Raw genomic sequence first — 15,118 nt, forward strand, 5'->3', positions numbered from 1 at the left:
GGTATGAAAATTCTTTCCTTCAAATCGGGGCATGACGGATCAGTTGCCGGAATCGACGCGGCAAATCAGCAACTGATGTTTTCCTATGAAGCAGAGAAGGACAGCTTGCCCCGAAATTCGCCGATCGATCCGAATACGCTGATCGACGCCGGGCTTTGGTTCAATGAACTCCCTGACGTTCTGGCGCTTAGCGGCTGGTCAACACGGGGCGAAAACCACACTGCCATCTCCGGCGCCGGAACTATCGGCATCGACGAAAGCTCTGAAATTGTCGGGACGAAGAATTTCTTCGGGAAGAGGCTGGACTACTATTCCTCCTCGCATGAACGGTCGCTCATCTGGGCGGCCTATGCGATGTCGCCATTCGAACAGGGGGAACCCTGCTATGTGCTGGTCTGGGAAGATGAACTGGGCGATTTCTATGAAATCGACCGTGATCTTAAGATACATCACAGGGGGCGGGTTCTAACCGCGCCCGGACGCCGGTTTTCGTTTCTTTACGCGCTTGCGGATTCCAGTTTTTCGGGCACGGCCGGCAATCTCAGAAAGGACTACCCCGGCAAGCTGCAATCGGCGAGCGCCTACGGGGACGCAAGCGCGGTGGATGACGCGGCGCAGGATCTCATCGAGACGCTGTTAGACGCGGACGTCAGACACAGCGACCTGAAAAAGAGCGCCTTCAAAACCTCACCTTTTTACAATATTGGCGTTGAATCCCAAAGGTTTCAGAACCTTGCGGCAAGATATTCCAACGCAATCTTTTCCCGCTTTCATGACTTTGCAAAAAGAAACCTGCCCAAACGCTACCCGTTGCTGATTGCCGGGGAATGCGGGCTGAATTATCGCTGGAACACGCTTTGGCGGGACTGCGGCTTATTTCGCGATGTGTTTATCCCGCCATGCACCAATGATTCAGGTTGCGCGATCGGCACCGCTGTCGATGCCATGCGCCACTTTACGGGGCGGGCCAAGCTGGACTGGTCCGTGTATGCCGGCCAGCCTTTCAACGACAATTGGATCGACATGCAGGATGTCAGGAGATCCGAGTTGAACCTGGACCAGGTTGCAACGGCCCTGCGTGACGGAATGGTTATCGGCTGGGTCATGGGAAATTGTGAAATTGGCCCGCGAGCGCTTGGGAACCGCTCGATCCTGGCGGCGCCGTTCCACACCGAAACACGTGACCGGCTGAACAATATCAAAGGTCGCGCGTGCCTTGCGCCGGTATCGCCGGTTTGCATGGAAGAAGATGTTTCGATGCATTTCGATTGGAGCGGCCCTTCCCCGCACATGCTTCACTTTCAGCAGGTAACAGACCCCAGGCTGAAAGCCGTAAGCTATATCGACGGGTCGGCCCGCGTACAGACGGTGACCAGAACCCAGAACGCCATGCTTTATGAACTGCTCGCGGCGTTTAAGGCGGTGTCCGGGGTCGGTGTATTGTGCAACACGTCCCTGAACTTCAAACGCTCTGGTTTCATTAACAAAACCAGCGATTTATACAATTTCGCGCGGTCTGTCGGGCTGGATGGTTTTGTCGCCGGAATCTCGTTTTATCGTTTCTGAGCTTTCCCTGGTTGCACGAGGGCGGAATGCGTCCGACCCGCATCCTTGAATTGTGGCCTGGTTGGTATCGGGCGCAACGGGTCGGTGGGGCCGCTTTTCTGGCCCGAGATTCTGCCCGATAGAGTCACCGCGCGCTTACAATGCTGGAAGTTTGCCCACATTGTTGATGAATACGGCGGAATGGGTGGCAGGCCTGTGATTGCATCCGGCTGAAATGAACCCGGAGGTATTCATGGGATCAAAAGAGGGCAGAGCGCGGGGCGGAACGGAAATCCGTCAAAGCCATCAGTTGCTGGCCGCCTTGCCCGGGTGGCTGTAAGCCTGGGCTTCCTGCGGGAATACGGATTTAATTCAAACAGATATGCGATGTCGGCCTCACCTGCGCGCGTGGAATTTGGGTGCCGTCGCGCGCCGCGCCGGTCCGGGTTTGCGTGAAGCAGGGCGCCGTTTCCGGCATTGGCACCTTTTCCCCCGTTGCTTCGCCGGCGCCATATTCATCTTTCGGACACAGCGGCAGGTCATTTACAGGATTTGAGCTTCATGCTGAATGATTGTTGGGAATTTGTTGTGAATCTCGGGTAATTTCTTGTAGCCTGACCTGAGAGATTTTGTGTGAAATTTAGTGTGGGTGTGAGTGATTTGACCAAAGATACTGTTCCAGTCGTCGTCATTGGTGGTGGACCGGCTGGTTTGACCGCCGCTTATGAACTTCAGAAATTGAGTGATACACACGTTCCGCAGGTCTATGAGGCCTCGGACATGGTTGGAGGCATCTCTCGCACCGAGACCCACAAGGGGTACCGCTTCGATATCGGCGGGCACCGGTTCTTTACCAAAGTGGGCGAAGTCGAAGACATGTGGCATGAGGTGATGGGCGATGATTTCATCACCGTGCAACGCCTGAGCCGCATCTTCTACCGCAACAAGTTCTACGACTACCCGCTGCGCATCTTCAACGCGCTCGGTAACATCGGGCCGTACGAGACCTACAAGATCGTCGGCAGCTTCATCAAATGGAAGATCCGGCCCAAGCCGCAGGAAGACACATTTGAAGAGTGGGTGATCAACCGCTTTGGCGGGCGGCTTTATATGCACTTCTTCCGCAGCTACACCCAAAAGGTCTGGGGCATTCCGCCTTCGGAAATTCAGGCCGACTGGGCCGCGCAGCGGATCAAGAACCTGTCCTTGCCCAAAGCGGTCTGGAATGCGATTTCCGGCGCCAATGATACGGCCAGCCTGATCGAAGAGTTTCAGTATCCCCGCCTGGGGCCCGGCATGATGTGGGAAAAGACCCGCGACCTGATCGAGGAAAAGGGCGGCACGGTCGAAACCCGTTCCGAGGTTGTGCGGGTGAACCGGGAGGGCAACCGGGTCACCTCGATCGATGTGCGTCATTGGAATGAGGACGGCGAAAAGCGCATCGAACGGGTCGAGGGCGAAGAGTTCGTCAACTCGATGGCGGTGCGCGATCTGATCCACGCTTTCGATCCGCCGCCGCCGCCCGAGGTCGTCGAGGCCGCAGACCGTCTGAAGTATCGCGACTTCCTGATCGTGACCCTGATCCTCGACCATGCCGACCCGTTCCCGGACAACTGGATTTACATCCACAGCCCGAAGGTAAAGGTCGGCCGCATTCAGAACTTCCGCGCCTGGTCCGCAGAGATGTTGCCCGACCAGAATACCGCGTCGATCGGGATGGAGTATTTCTGCCAGAAGGGCGACGGGCTGTGGTCTTCCTCAGACGAAGAGCTCAGGAAACTTGCCGGCGAAGAACTGGAGCAGCTTGGATTGGCCAAGGCCAGCGACGTCGTCGATTTCGCCGTAATCCGGCAGCCCAAGGCCTATCCGGTCTATGATACGGAATACAAGGACGCGCTTGACACGGTCAGCGCGTGGCTGAAGACGCTTGAAAATTTCCAGACTGTGGGCCGCAACGGCCTGCATCGTTACAACAATCAGGACCATTCGATGCTGTCGGCGATGTATGCGGCGCGCAACATCATGGGTGAGAAAAACGACGTCTGGGACGTGAATGTCGAACGCTCCTATCACGAAGAGTTCGAGACCAAGCCAAAGAAAAAGAGCGCGTCAAACAAGCGGATCAAAAGGGGAGCTGTGGTCGAGTGAGATGCAAGCGTGCCCTGTCACGCTTGGCTTCCGGTGTCAGAGTCGCAAGCGAAACAGGGCCTTTTCGTCCGCATGGAAGCCGCACATCTTTTGGGCGAGGTTCGCTTTTCCAAAACTCCCGACTGTCAAATCGCGGGTATGTGCCCTGTCAGCTGGTTTCACCCAGGTCACATGATGCGCGATTTGACCTCTGCCGGGTATTTTGCGGAGAGTAGGAAGTGATGAGTTCGATAGCACAAAAAGGCACTTTGCGTGACTATGTTTCAATTGCCCGGCCGGATCACTGGGGCAAGAACATGTTCATGCTGCCCGGCGCGGCGCTGGCCTTTGCTATCGACAAGGATGCCAATGTTTCCGATCTGACAAACCTGCTGATCGGGTTGATTGCCACATGCCTGATCGCTTCGGCCAATTACACGATCAATGAATACCTTGACGGGCGATTTGACCGGTTTCATCCAACCAAATCTGCCCGGCCATCCGCCCAGGGGCGGCTGCGCCCTCAATTTGTGATCGTGCAATATGTATTGCTGGCCGCCGCTGGCCTGGGGCTGGCGACGCTGCTCAACTCGGTCTTCTTTTACGCCGCGCTTCTGCTTTTGGTGATGGGGCTGATTTACAATGTCGAGCCGATAAGATCGAAAGACAGGGCTTATGTGGATGTCCTGACCGAGTCCTTCAACAACCCAATTCGGCTGGTTCTTGGGTGGGCTGCGATAACCACAATCATCCTGCCGCCCTCAAGCATGCTGATCGCCTACTGGATGGGCGGCGCCTATCTGATGGCGATTAAGCGGTATGCGGAATACCGGATGATTGACGATCCCGAACGCGCGGGTCTCTATCGCCGTTCTTTCATACATTATACTGAGGAAAGCCTGTTTCTGTCGGCGTTCTTCTATGCGCTGACTTCAAGCTTTTTCCTTGGCATATTCCTGATCAAGTACAAGATCGAATTCCTTGTCACCTTCCCGTTCTTTGCGCTGCTTTTTGTCTGGTATCAGCGCATCGCCAATGCGCTGGACAGTACCGCCGTGAGCCCCGAGAAGCTCTATCAGGAACCGCGGTTCATGGCCTATGTCATCTTCCTTTGCCTGCTCGTCGGTGTGTTGTTTTTCATCGAGCTGCCACCCCTTCAGTATCTGATGGATCACAGTGTCATTCGCGATGTTCGTATCAAATAGCGTATTTCTGAGGTCGGAGATCAGATCATGTCCAAGTTTTTCATCTTCATCATTGTTACGGTGTGCCTGAACGCGGCATCGCAGATTCTGATGAAGGCCGGGATGAACAGGGTTGGGCAGGCCGAGTTCTCTGTATCGCGGATCACGGCGATGGCAGCGGACGCAATCACCAATCCGCTGATCATCTTCGGGCTGATCACGATGACGATTTCGATGGGCACCCACCTTCTGTCCCTGTCACGCTTTGATGCCAGCTTTGCCTTTCCGTTCATCAGCCTCGCTTATGTGATCGTCGCGGGCTGGGGCTATTTCTTTCTGGGCGAGGACGTGAACGCCGTGCGGCTGGTGGGTATCGGAACCATCATTCTGGGCACGATTATCATGGCCTATAGCTGATGCTGCAAAATTTGGAATTGCGCGCATGAGACATGTTGTTATCGGCGGGAACGGCTTTGTCGGACGCGAAACCGTCGCCCGGATAATAGAAGAGGGGACGGATGAGGTTGTGGTGGTGGATCTGCCCGGCTCTCTTGCCGCAAATCCTCCAACTGATCACCCGCGCGTGGACGTGCATCCGGCAGATGTGTCCGAACCCGGATCGCTGGATCCGATCACCCTCGGCGCCGATGACGTCGTTCATCATATGGCGACGCAGTTGATCACGCCCAACAAACCGCGCTTTGGGCGGGACGCGTTCTTTCGCAAATGCGCGGTGGACGGGACCGCCGAAATTCTGGCCTGGATGAAGCGCAACGCCAATCGAAACCTGGTCTTCTGGAGCACCGACATGGTTTATGGGCCGGTGCTGGAACAGCCCAGAACCGAGGACCATCCGAAGCTTCCGTTCGGACCTTATGGCCGTTCGAAGGTGGCGGCCGAAGACATCATCGCCAATGCGGTAGCCGCCGGAGACGTTTCGGCCACGGTTTTTCGCCCGCGGCTGATCCTGGGATCCGGAAGGCTAGGCATTTTCGAACTGCTTTTCAGAGCCGTGGATTCAGGCCGGCCGATCCCGCTGATCGGATCGGGGCGCAATTGCTTTCAGTTCGTCGCCGTGCACGATTGCGCGGCGGCGTCACTGCTGGCGGCCCGGCGCGGTTGTCCGAACGGGGTGTATAATCTGGGCTCTGACGATTCACCCAGTTCCTATGACCTGCTGGATCGGTTTCTGAAAGAAGCCGGGTCGTCTTCACGGCTCATCCGTACGCCGGGGTGGCTTGTCAAAGGTGTCCTGCGGTTGCTCAACGTGATCAAGATTGCTCCGATGGACCCGGAACAATACGAGATCGCCGATCTGGAAGTTGCCCTGGATACCACAGCCGTCAAACGCGATTTGCACTGGCATCCGACCAGTTCCGACAACGAATTGCTGCTGGCAGCTTACCGGGCATATTCAACGAATGCAGGGAAGGATTAAGACCTTGGGCTCGATTTCACCCCGGGCAATACGCATCACAGGATGGGTGGCGGTCGCGGTGATCCTTGCGGCAACCCTGCACGGTATTCTTGTGCATCGCGGTCTGGGGCTTGATTTCGCCAATTTCTATGATGCCGGCCGCAAGGCAAAGGCCGGAGAGTTCGGCAGCCTTTATGACCCGTTCGCAACGATTGCCGGCGAACCGCCTTTCGGCAACATGACGTTTTTCAGCCTGCCGTTCACCAGTTATTTCTACTGGCCGCTGGCGCAGATGGGGCCGGTCAATGCCGCGATTGCCTTCAAGGTCTTCTCGGCCGGATCAATTTTTGCCGGGCTGGGGCTTCTGTACCGGCATTACCGGGCATTTGCCGGGCAGGATGACCGGGCTCAAGCCCTGTATTTCGCGCTGTTTTGGGTATTTGCGATGTTCTTTCAGCCATTTTGGACAGTTTTCCAGATTGGCGGTCAGACGACACCGTTCCTGTTCCTGCTTTTTGTGCTGGGATTGCTTGCCTTTGAGCGGGAATACTACATTACAACGGCTGTATTGATGGGGTTGATCGTCTGCATCAAACCGGCCTTCGGGTCGGGCGCGGTGCTGCTGTTTCTTTTTGCCCCGTCGCGGTTTCGGATCAGTGCCCTGGTTTTGGGGACAACCGTTTTTGCAATGTCGCTGCTGCTTCTGGGCTGGTCACCACATCAGGCGTTTCTGGACCTGATGCGCGAAGAAAGCACCAAGGTGCCGCAGCCGGTTTTCAACAGTAACATGTTCGCCTGGGTTGAGCCGCTGTTGCTGCCACCGAGCTATTACGCATCCGATGACCCGCTGCCGCCATCCCTGCGGCTTTTGGGTATTGCGCTGCGGCTTGCCGTCATCGCCGTTCTGGCACTGGGGGCCATCCGCCTTCGAAGGGCCGAAGGAGACACCCGGGCGGTGCGCAATCATATCTTCGTGGTGTGCATGATCGCCTCGCTTGTCTATTCACCGGTGGTCTGGGGGCATTATCTGATGATGCTTTTCATTCCGATCGCACACATCATCGCATTCCGACGCGCGTTTCCGCCGATTTCATGGGCCATGATCGTCGCAGCCGTGCTTGTCGCGCCCATTCAGAACTTTTTGATCCTGCGGCAGTTACTGAAACTGCCGGTTTCGGATGAGACCTGGTTTCCCTTGCTCATCGCTGGCACCCGCAGCTTGCCGATGCTGTTCCTGGTGGCCGCGATAATCCTGTTCACGCAGGCCTGGGTCGCGTCCTGTCGCGACGAAGCCTGGTAAGACCGTCACGCACATCTCCTGCAGGAACGGCTCGGCGCAGGTTCGGGACCAACGCAGCGGTTACTTCTGAAGGAACTCGCGTTCACTTTCGTTGTAATAAAGTACGGGCCGATCCGGAAACGCATCCATCACCGCCTGATTGCTTTGGGTCCCAAGATCCGCAGCGTAGATTGGTTTGCCGGACGGGAACCAGGGGTCATTGAAGAAATAGGCCGAAGCGATCTGTTTTGCGGGTTTGATCAGCACTATCGGCTGTGCGGAACTCTCTGCTACAGGCAATTTGAACGCGCGGTAATGGTCGTTATAGGCCCTGTGGTCGTGATATCTTGTGACGCCGCGATAGCTCAGGAAAACCAAAGTCGAGAACAGGCAAAGCACCAGGAGCACGACATTCAACCTGTCTTTCGCAGCTGAAAGACCTGCGGCCTCCAGCCGATTGCCGATTTCCAGAAACCCCTTGGAACTTAGAAACACCAGGGGAATTATTGTCATGTACCAATATCTGGGACCTATGTAGAAACTGGACGCGAACCAGTAAAACGCATGGACACCGGCAATCGCAAAAATGACCGCAAGCATCATGCGGTCCGTCGCATCGGTGCGGCCATAGACCAGCAGCGCCCAAAAGAATATGAGCGAGCCGACGCCCCATCCCATGAAGTCCGTATGCAGGGCACTTATGTTGGTGAGCGTATTCACCAGACCTTCGAACACAGAGTGTTCGTTCGAATATAGTTCCATATGACCCCATCCCTCGGGGGGGCCAATGTTCTGCCCAAAGCCGAAGGCGTTTACACCTTCTCCCCAGGTGCGCTGATAATAATCCGACAATGTTGTCAGAAGCGGATCTCCGGTGAAGTAGTAGTTGTAAACGAAGATCAGGCCGCCGGTGGCCACACATCCGGCGCAAAAGCTGATGACTGTAACGGGGTGGCGTAAAACGCCGCCGCGCCACAAAAGAAACAGACCCGTCATGATCCCCAGCAGCAGGCCATCGAGGTTTCTTGACAGAAACATCCACCCCATGGCCAGCCCTGCGCCAAATACAAGCAAGGCAGCCTTTTTCAGCGCCGCCTCTTCGGCTTTCAGGATCAAAAACCAGGCGAGCAAAAGCAGAAACAGCGTGAGCGTGTGCGCCATCAGCGATGCGGACATCGCAATAAACCAGGGCGACGTTGCCAACAGCAGGGCGCTGATATCTGCCAGCCCGACATTCGCCAGTCTTCGGACAACACCATGAACAAGAAATATGGATGCGGCACCCAGGATCGGATTCACCAGCCACGGGGTTCCGGCAAGAACGCCCAATGCCAGTATCGCAGGCCAGCCGGGGGTGAAAATGGATATCCACCGCTCGTCATGTATGTCGAGCAGATAGTGGCCAAAAGCGCCCTGAGCGGCTTCCGGAAGGGGGGGAACATACAGGGCGCCGCCGGCATAGGTCCGCGCCTGGAATACGTAGGCAAGCTCGTCCTGAACATGCAAGACGCGCTCAAATGCGAACCATTCCAGCACGAGTGTCGCAATCAGAAATCCGATGGCCAGACCGCATGTCCATCGCCAGCCCGAGGGCAGTTTCAGACCCCTGGGCAAGGTGGCCAATATTGCGGCCATTGTCATGAAATTAGTGAGCACAAGGCCAGTTCCGGCCGCGAGCTGCACGAAATATGCGTCGATTTCATTCAGGCGAAGATAGTTGAGGATCGGCACTGTAAACGCGCCGCTCAACACAAGAAGCAGCACCGCTTTTTTGACGTCCAGGACATCCAGAATCCGGCGGAGTGACGCTCGCCCCACTTGCCGGATAAGCACAAAAGCCGAGATCGCGGCCTGAAGGGATATCATGCCGAACATTGCTGCTTCGATCGTGGATCTCGGCGGCAAATAAAGTTCGGGATACCAGAGGGGCTGGGTCACATAAAGCTGCGATGCGCCCCCCACAAACAGCACCACCACCAAAAACCCGCTCAGCATCAGGTCAAATAGCGCAAAGACGACAAAAACGATCAGCGCCGATGCCACGATCAGCACCCACCAGCGCGCCAGATCACGGAGGCTGGTCATGGTGTCCTGCAGGGAGAGGGCAAACAATAAAATCGCCAACAGACCGGCAAAGAAGGCTATTGCGATCCGCCATCGCCGAAAAGGTCCGGTTCCTGAAGCTGTGAAGACATTCATATGTGTCACCAGGAAATTGGTGAACCGGCGTTTCGGCGGTTCAGATGCAGAACAATGCCATCTCTGGCCGGCAACCCGCACATCACGACGGCAGGGGCCCACCATGCCGGTGAATGGGGCCGCGGGACCGGTTCGGGCGACACAGTTGCTCTGTCAAAATTGTTCATAAAAAATCACCACCCAAAACCACTTCCGACAGAATTCAACACCTGCCACGGAAGCAACACTAAACACTCGGCCCTATCCTAAAGCATATCGCTCAATTTCAAAGTATTGTCGGCCCGGGCCTGCGAGATGGAAAATGACTCCTGAATTATGCAAAGACATTCCCCGGCTTTTCGCAGAACTGTTGCCGATGAATATTCGGTTTTGCGCCTGTAGCACGGTATCCGGCGGCAAATTGGGACCGTAAACCATAGATCAGCCCCGCCAGGCGCTCAGGTCGCGATCCAGAAGGTGTTCCAGATCCCCGATTTCAGGCAGGAGCCTTTCGCGCAGGATCGCGCGTGCGCGGTCCGGCATCTCGACCTCGCGTTTGAGGTTGAACTGGGACAGGCGGTCCCTGATCTTCCAGCGCAGTTCCTGCGACATGACGCGCGCGATCATGCCGGTGATCGGGTTGGGTTTCATCAGAAAGTCCTGAAACAGACGGCTGCGCGGCACACCGCCTGCGTTCACACGCGAGGACAGATCGGGCTGGAAACTTGTGTCGGCGCCGATGAATGCGGTGATGCTGTCGATGACGTCTTCCGGGTCGTTCTGAAATTCCTCGTAGGTGCGGATCAGGAACTGGTTGCGGTCGAACAGGTTGAAATAGCGCGACAATTGCTGCGCATAAAGCGGAAAGCGCGAATATCCGAACAGGGGCTGCCAGCCTGCGGCAAGCCGTTCGTCCTCGGCATCCAGTGCCGCTGAGAAATCTTCCAGCGGCTCGATCCGTTGTTTCACCGCATAGAGGTAGTGAGACAGCGCCTGATCAATCGGATTGCGCAGAATAACCACCATTCGTACCTGCGGGATACGGCGGTGAATACGCTCCGGCGCTTTGGGGGCGTAGAGATAAAGCGGCGAAGCCTCACCGCAGACAGAGCCCGCCGGCGCATCGGCAAACAGGGTGTGATAGTCGCCGATCTGCGTGACCGAGTTGTTCACGTAATCTGCGCCCGGGCCTGAAAAGTTCATGGCCTCACCCTCGAAGGCAAAGAAATTAGGCTCTTTGGACGAGGGCATGAAGATACTCGGGTTTTGCCGCAGATAAGTGTAAAGCGCGGTCGTACCGGCCCGCGCGGCCCCGAGGATCAGGAAATCCGGCATCCTTGCCGCGCCGGCAGTCTGATCCGCAGTTTCAGTTCCGGCTGACATGGAGTTTCTGCTTCTGCCCCAGCACATGGTATTCGAACAGGCACCAGACATAGATGGTGGCCGAATAGACATAGTAGACCTGGTGATAGAGCAGGCATTTGAAGGCAAACCACGCCCCGCCATGCCCCGCCATTGTGCGCACCAGGTCGAAATTGGCGACAAAGGCGGCAGCCAGCAGCAGCAAGGGCAGGGGCCATGCCCCTGGCCAGAACGGCAGGGCCAGAATTGACAACAGCAGCAGCCCGGCGATTGCGGCCCGCGCACGTTCGGCCGTCGAGGTATTTAGATCGTCCGTCAGCCCCTCGCGCGAAATCATCAGCCGGGCCCAGGGCAGGGCGCGGCAATAGATGTCCGTGCTCAGGCTGTTGCGTATGGTCCAGACCTTCAGATGTTTGCCCTGCAACTGTGGTTCCACAAGGATGCGGCGGCCGGTATTGGCGATCCGGTAGCCCAGTTCAATATCCTCGATCGACGGAACCTCATAGGTTTTCACGTCGAACCCGCCGACCTCAAGAAACACATTGCGCCGGATTGCGCCGCAGCCTGCCCAGAAGGTGCGCGCCTCGCGCCGGGCGCGCTGATGGTGATAACGGTGCAGAAGGTTCTTGTAGCGAGAAAACCACGATTGCCCGTCCGGCGCGTCGTCATAGGATCCGAACACCGCCCCGACATTGTCTTCGGCCATGGCGCGGCGGATATGGTCCGGGCCATCGGGCCAGGCGATGACGTCGGAATCCACAAACCACAGAATATCGCCCGCGGCATGTTCTGCGGCCAGGTTGCGCGCCGCACCGGGTCCGCCATTGACCGGCGTGGTCAGAACCGTCGCCCCCATCTCGCGCGCAAGCGCAGCCGTGCCGTCGGGGGACTGGTCGTCCACCACCAGAACCTCCTGCACCTGACCGGTTTTCAGCATTTCGATCAGCGGCGGCAAGACGCGTGGCAGCAGGTGCTCGGCCTTGTAGGCCGGCATCACCACACTGATGGAAGGGTCGTTCGGCATCATCGGTCCTCTGTGCTGGCGGATTGCAGCGCCCCGGAGCGCCTGACAAGAAGAAGAAGGGTGGCCGCAAAAGGCAAGAGCCACATCACCCGCGCGCCATATCGTGGGGCCGGCTGTGACACGCCTCCGCAAACCAGGGCATTGACGGCAACCCCAAGCAGCAGAAACAGCGCAAACACCTTGAAAGGCGGGGCAACCTGTTTCGGGCGGACAAGCAGCCAGATCACCACCAGGGCGGATATCGCGTAGATCGCCGGATGAATGATATTTGCCGCCGGAAGCCACGGCTGCTCGCGGGTCAGCAAGGTTCTGTCCAGAAACGCAAGCCGCTCATCGGGCAATCCGGACAGGGATTTTGTGTTCTGAAGGCTGGCGTCAAAGGGGATCGTCATTACCACGCTGTTCGAGGCAAGCTGTTCCGCCGCATTCTGCGCCAGCGCGAAAACCGTACCAAAAGGCCGGGCGGACAGAACCCGCAGGAAGAACTGGCGCTGCTCAAAGGCCACGGCGCGCTGGTCTTCGGGTGTCATCAACCGGAACGATCCAAGGTTCTCGGACCGCTCGAAAATGATATGCGAGGCGGTAAAGCGGTAGGGATCGTCGGACCAGGACAGGGCTTCGTGCAGGGCGCATGTGGCCAGGTCGGGTGTTGGACAAACATCATCCAGATACGCCATTCCGGGACCGTCCACGATCAACCGTGCCGTGATATGCGGTGTATAGACCACTTCTTTTTCAGTGACGGTTTCGACGGCAACCTCGAATGCCTTGCGTTCGGCAAGCGCAATGATCACCAGAAACACCGCAAATCCCGCTGCGATCCAGCGGCCCAGCCCGACGCGCAGCAATGCGGCCAGCACGACCAGAGGAACCATCAGAACGGCGATGCCCAGATGTGACGGGTGCAGCACAACCGAGAAGGCACCAAGCGCCAATATGGCCAGCGTCTCGGCCATCTGCATGTTGCGGCCGGATGCAACCACCGCGGCAATCAGGATCAGCATTACCGATGTGAAGATATCCGGCATCATGTAAGCGACATAGAATGGCAGCGAGGTCGTGGCCGCCACAAGCAGAGGAATAGTGACCAGTTGCAGAACCGGACGCCCTGACGGTGCGCTGCGCTGAAGTATTCGCATGGCAAGCCAGACCGCCAGCAGCAGCAGCGCCGTTTGCACAAAGGCAACGCCCCCAAGGGCATCAGCCCGCCAAAACGCAGCGACCAGCAATGCATAGACAATCGAGCGCGACCCGCCCGCGGTCTGGTCGTCATCCGCTTTTTCGGCCGCGCCAGAGGTTTGCGCACCCCCCTCGTCCGACCGTGCGGGTTCAGGCAGTATCAGCGACAAGGCCACATTGCCCTGCCGGAAATAGCTGCCCGTGTCGAAATAGACGAGCGGGCCGCGATTGATCGTCAGCACAAGCAGACACGCGGCCACGGTTGCACCCAGTAACAAAAGCGAGGCCAGCCAACGCGGTGCTTTTGTTGTGTCCTCGTGACTCATTTCGGTGCGGCCGCATATTGCGCCGAAATCGGTGAAATCCTTTGAAAGTAGCCGATCGTTGCCTTCAGCCCGTCTTCCAGCGCCACCTGCGGCGCCCAGTTCAGCTGGTCCCGGGCGCGGGTGATATCCGGTTGGCGCTGGATCGGATCGTCCTGCGGAAGCGGATGAAACACCAGTTCGGATTTCGAGCCGGTCAGGCGGATCACGGCCTCGGCCAGTTCCCGGATGCTCAGTTCCACCGGGTTGCCCAGATTGATGGGTCCGGTCACATCCTCGGGGGATTCCATCAGCTTGATCAGCCCGTCGATCAGATCGGACACGAAACAGAAGGACCGGGTCTGGCTGCCATCGCCGTAGATCGTAATCGGTTCATCGGCCAGCGCCTGCATGATGAAGTTGGACACCACGCGCCCGTCATCGGGATGCATGTTCGGCCCGTAGGTGTTGAAAATCCGCGCCACTTTGATCGGCAGGTTATGCTGACGGTAGTAGTCGAAGAACAGCGTCTCGGCACAGCGCTTGCCCTCATCATAGCACGAGCGCGGTCCGATCGGATTGACATGGCCCACATACTCTTCGGTCTGCGGATGGATTTGCGGATCGCCGTAGATCTCGGAGGTCGAGGCCTGCAGAATCCGCGCGCCAAGGCGTTTGGCCAGCCCCAGCATATTGATCGCCCCGTGCACCGCTGTCTTGGTCGTCTGCACCGGATCGTGCTGATAGTGGAAGGGCGAGGCCGGGCAGGCCAGATTGTAGATCTCGTCCACCTCGACATAGAGCGGAAAGGTCACGTCATGGCGCATGACCTCGAACCGGGGATTGTTCAGAAAGTGGCGCAGGTTGCCGCGCCGCCCGGTAAAGAAATTATCGACGCACAGAACCTCGTGCCCCTGCTCCAACAGCGCCGCGCACAGGTGCGAGCCCAGGAATCCGGCCCCCCCTGTAACCAGGACCCGCTTGGCGTTGAGGCTCATATCATTGGGATCAAAATCAGACGCGTTCATCGGCGGTCTCGGCAATAAACGCCATCTCTGGCACAACACCCATTCGCATAATCTCCCTGCTCATAGGCAGGCACTCTAACAAACGGCCAAAATGCAAATTCCGATCGAAAATAAGTGCCTGTACTTGGTACAACAACAGCCCAAAGCTACACGAAACTTCGGGTTCGTCTAAGGAGAAATATGGCGCGCTGCGGGTTTCGCGCCTTTTTCCCGACAAACGAGGTTCGCAAGCCACCGGCGGGAATTTGAACGTAAGCAGTAAAGCCCGTTTGACGGGATTGTTTCCTGTTTGCATGGGGCCGGAATGCGCATGACCACTCAGGGGGGTGCCGAAATCTCGTTGGGGTGGTAACCCTGCCGGGTTTCACTTTGTTCACGTTCAGGAAGCAAACCAAAGTCTAGACCCGCATTGTGTCACGGATCACGCTTAGCTGCCTTAAAAATGACACAATTCCCAAAAAGCCTTAGCAAACAAATGGAAATAGGTTATTAA

11 protein-coding genes are annotated in these 15,118 nt (G+C 57.2%); 6 read left to right on the forward strand and 5 right to left on the reverse strand.

The genetic code is table 11. The annotated features are described in order from the left end of the window. Positions 1-3: 3 nt before the first annotated feature. From ACR0D8_RS21650 to ACR0D8_RS21675, 6 genes are all read left to right on the forward strand, one after another. Positions 4-1,566, forward strand: coding sequence for a carbamoyltransferase C-terminal domain-containing protein (locus tag ACR0D8_RS21650; protein WP_480649604.1), 1,563 nt, complete (start codon positions 4-6; stop codon positions 1,564-1,566). Between the two features lie 630 nt (positions 1,567-2,196). Beyond that, positions 2,197-3,693 carry an NAD(P)/FAD-dependent oxidoreductase gene (locus ACR0D8_RS21655; RefSeq protein ID WP_480649632.1) on the forward strand — a complete coding sequence of 499 codons (1,497 nt, stop codon included), beginning with the start codon at positions 2,197-2,199 and terminating at the stop codon, positions 3,691-3,693. A gap of 221 nt (positions 3,694-3,914) precedes the next feature. Then, positions 3,915-4,877, forward strand: coding sequence for a UbiA family prenyltransferase (locus ACR0D8_RS21660; protein WP_480649605.1), 963 nt, complete (start codon positions 3,915-3,917; stop codon positions 4,875-4,877). A 27-nt stretch (positions 4,878-4,904) separates the two neighbouring features. Further along, positions 4,905-5,273, forward strand: a complete 369-nt coding sequence (locus ACR0D8_RS21665) for an EamA family transporter (RefSeq protein ID WP_475163563.1) — start codon at positions 4,905-4,907, stop codon at positions 5,271-5,273. 25 nt (positions 5,274-5,298) lie between these two features. Beyond that, positions 5,299-6,294: an NAD-dependent epimerase/dehydratase family protein gene (locus tag ACR0D8_RS21670; protein ID WP_480649606.1), complete on the forward strand. Its 996-nt coding sequence runs from the start codon at positions 5,299-5,301 to the stop codon at positions 6,292-6,294. A 4-nt stretch (positions 6,295-6,298) separates the two neighbouring features. Continuing rightward, positions 6,299-7,573 (forward strand): glycosyltransferase family 87 protein, encoded by a 1,275-nt coding sequence (locus ACR0D8_RS21675; protein ID WP_480649607.1) that lies wholly within the window; start codon positions 6,299-6,301, stop codon positions 7,571-7,573. Positions 7,574-7,633: 60 nt separating this feature from the next. Here the strand turns inward: ACR0D8_RS21675 and ACR0D8_RS21680 are convergent, their stop codons facing one another. From ACR0D8_RS21680 to ACR0D8_RS21700, 5 genes are all read right to left on the reverse strand, one after another. Next, a complete protein-coding gene (locus ACR0D8_RS21680) occupies positions 7,634-9,637 on the reverse strand; it encodes a glycosyltransferase family 39 protein (RefSeq protein WP_480649608.1) in 2,004 nt (667 codons plus the stop codon). A 534-nt stretch (positions 9,638-10,171) separates the two neighbouring features. Further along, positions 10,172-11,113 carry a sulfotransferase family protein gene (locus ACR0D8_RS21685; protein ID WP_480649609.1) on the reverse strand — a complete coding sequence of 314 codons (942 nt, stop codon included), beginning with the start codon at positions 11,111-11,113 and terminating at the stop codon, positions 10,172-10,174. Continuing rightward, positions 11,097-12,116: a glycosyltransferase family 2 protein gene (locus tag ACR0D8_RS21690; RefSeq protein WP_480649610.1), complete on the reverse strand. Its 1,020-nt coding sequence runs from the start codon at positions 12,114-12,116 to the stop codon at positions 11,097-11,099. The genes ACR0D8_RS21685 and ACR0D8_RS21690 overlap by 17 nt, the downstream gene beginning before the upstream one ends. Beyond that, positions 12,116-13,621 (reverse strand): hypothetical protein, encoded by a 1,506-nt coding sequence (locus ACR0D8_RS21695; RefSeq protein WP_480649611.1) that lies wholly within the window; start codon positions 13,619-13,621, stop codon positions 12,116-12,118. The genes ACR0D8_RS21690 and ACR0D8_RS21695 overlap by 1 nt, the downstream gene beginning before the upstream one ends. Further along, positions 13,618-14,625, reverse strand: coding sequence for a UDP-glucuronic acid decarboxylase family protein (locus ACR0D8_RS21700; protein ID WP_480649612.1), 1,008 nt, complete (start codon positions 14,623-14,625; stop codon positions 13,618-13,620). Before ACR0D8_RS21700 ends, ACR0D8_RS21695 begins: the two co-directional genes overlap by 4 nt. Positions 14,626-15,118 lie beyond the last annotated feature (493 nt).

Source organism: Ruegeria sp. BG10 (assembly GCF_056538575.1).